Origin of the sequence: Sphingomonas sp. (genome assembly GCF_031361285.1) — a bacterium.
Taxonomy (GTDB): Bacteria; Pseudomonadota; Alphaproteobacteria; order Sphingomonadales; family Sphingomonadaceae; genus Sphingomicrobium.
Genome location: NZ_JANMCO010000037.1, coordinates 1 through 2,317, shown reverse-complemented (window position 1 = coordinate 2,317; position 2,317 = coordinate 1). Strand labels below are relative to the sequence as shown.

At 64.8% G+C, this 2,317-nt stretch carries 1 protein-coding gene and 2 pseudogenes; 2 read left to right on the top strand and 1 reads right to left on the bottom strand.

The annotated features are described in order from the left end of the window. Positions 1-292, top strand: a pseudogene (locus tag RMO25_RS04295) (VWA domain-containing protein); the annotation flags it as partial. Between the two features lie 122 nt (positions 293-414). Further along, on the top strand, positions 415-1,752 hold the full coding sequence (locus tag RMO25_RS04290; protein ID WP_309661371.1) for an MFS transporter: 1,338 nt from the start codon (positions 415-417) through the stop codon (positions 1,750-1,752). On the opposite strand, the pseudogene RMO25_RS04285 reads toward RMO25_RS04290, so the two are convergent. Then, positions 1,744-2,317, bottom strand: a pseudogene (locus RMO25_RS04285) (DUF1343 domain-containing protein); the annotation flags it as partial. The gene RMO25_RS04290 and the pseudogene RMO25_RS04285 sit on opposite strands and share 9 nt — an antisense overlap.

Sequence of the window (2,317 nt, the reverse complement as noted above, 5' to 3'; positions counted from 1 at the left end):
GTTCGGAGGCGACCATAAGCTGGTCATAGTCGGCGACGCATCGATGAGCCCTTACGAGATTACGCACGCCGGCGGCTCGATCGAACATTTCAACGAGGAGTCCGGCGCGGTGTGGCTGCGGCGCCTGACCGACGCCTATCGCAGCGCGGCGTGGATCAACCCGACGCCCGAGCCATATTGGGGCCATTCGGCATCGACCGCGATCGTCCGGCAGCTGATGGGCGAGCGGATGTACCCGCTGACGCTCGACGGCCTCGACCAGGCGATGCGGGGGCTGTCGCGCAAGGGTTGAGGATGGCCGGATCGGTAAGCAATCCGATTGCGACGCATATTATTGCGCCGGGCTAATATGTATCGCATGTCTGGTTCCAGCGAACGCCGTCTGGCGCTTCGGCGAAGCTGGGGGGCGTTGCCATGACCGACCTTGTCAATGCGGCCGACGAGCTGCCGGTCGAACCCGCGCCGGCCCCACTGTCACCCAAGGAAGCGCGGCGCGCGGTGGCGGCGGCGTCGGTTGGCAATGCGCTCGAATTCTACGACTTCATCACCTTCGCTTTCTTCGCGATCCAGATCGGCCATGCCTTTTTCCCGACCGGCAACGCGTTCCTCAGCCTGATGGCGGCGCTGGCGACGTTTGGCGCGGGGTTCATCACCCGCCCGCTCGGCGCCTACATCCTCGGCGGTTATGCCGACCGTGTCGGGCGCAAGCCGGCGATGCTGCTGAGCATGACGCTGATGGGGGTGGCGATCGCGGTTCTCGCACTGACGCCGAGCTATGCCACAATCGGCATCGCCGCACCGATCATCGCGATCATCGCCCGTATGGCGCAGGGATTCGCGCTGGGCGGCGAGGTCGGGTCGGCGACCACCTACATGCTCGAATCGGCAACCGTCGAGCGGCGTGGGTTCATGATCAGCTGGCAGGGCGCGACCCAGCAAATCGCGGCTAGCGCCGGGGCGCTGGTCGGGCTGACGCTGGCCCATTTCCTGACACCGGGCGAGCTCGATTCCTACGGCTGGCGGATTGCGCTGCTGATCGGTGTGGTGATTGTCCCATTCGGGCTGATGATCCGCCGCAGCCTGCCCGAAACGCTCAACCGGCACGACCCGCTGCCAGTCGTCCACGAAGGCTTCCGATCCTATCGCAAGATCGTCATCCTCGGCTTCATGATCATCGCCCAGGGCACGATCACCACCTACATCTTCCAATATATGGCGACCTTTGGTCAGGCGACGCTGCACCTGTCGACGGCGGTGTCGATGACCGCCGAGTTCGCCAACAATGCGATCGGCTTCTTCACCATCCTGCTCGGCGGCTGGCTGAGCGACCGATACGGGCGGCGGGTGGTGATGATCCTGCCGCAGCTAATGTTCGCCTTCTCCATCATCCCCTGCTTCCTGTGGCTCACCGGGGAGCGCAGCGCGTCGTCGTTCATCTGGTCCAATCTGATCCTGTCGGCGCTGTCTAACGCGCTCTACGGCGCCTTTTACGCAGCGCTGGCCGAGAGCCTGCCGCGGCGTGTCCGGGCGCGGGTGTTCGCGCTGGTCTATTCGATCCCGGTTGCGGTGTTCGGCGGGACCACGCAGCTGGTCGTAACCTGGCTGCTCCATGTCACCGGCAGCTCAATGTCGATCGCCTGGTATTTGGTCGTGATGTCGATCATCGGCCTGATCGCGATGCTGATGATGCCCGAAAGCGCCCCGGTGAAGCTGCGGCAGCAACCGGACGCGCTGAATCCAGCCCTAATATAGCAGATAGGGTCGGCGAGCCTGATCCCACGCCGCTTCGTCGGGTCGGGCGATCGCGTCGAGCGCGTCCGGGCCTGCCGCCGGATCATCGACCCATTCGCGCAAGCTTGGCCCACCGTTGATGACGTCGATCGGCAGCTTGCCGAACGCATATTCGTACGGAAAGTCGCCACAGTTGATAGTCGGGATGGAGCGCGCGGATCGCCTTGAACGCCAGCGCCTGGACCCGCCACGGCTTGAACGCTTGATGATCGTAGGCCCCGCCTTCGGCATGGACATGCACGCCGCTGCATAGCTGGCCGGCATATTTGTGGAAGGTCGGTTCGAACCAGATGTCGCGCAGCGTGCAGCCGGCGAGCCAGTGTGGAGCCAAGTCGCGCATGGTGGCGATGACCGCGCGCGCGTCGAGGTCGGGGGCGCCGAACAGTTCGAGCGGGCGGGTGGTGCCCCTGCCCTCGCTCAGCGTAGTGCCTTCGAGCATCACCGTCCCGGCATAGCAGCGCGCCATGTTGAGATTGGGCGCATTGGGCGACGGATTGACCCACACCCGGTCGGCCGGCCAGCCAAA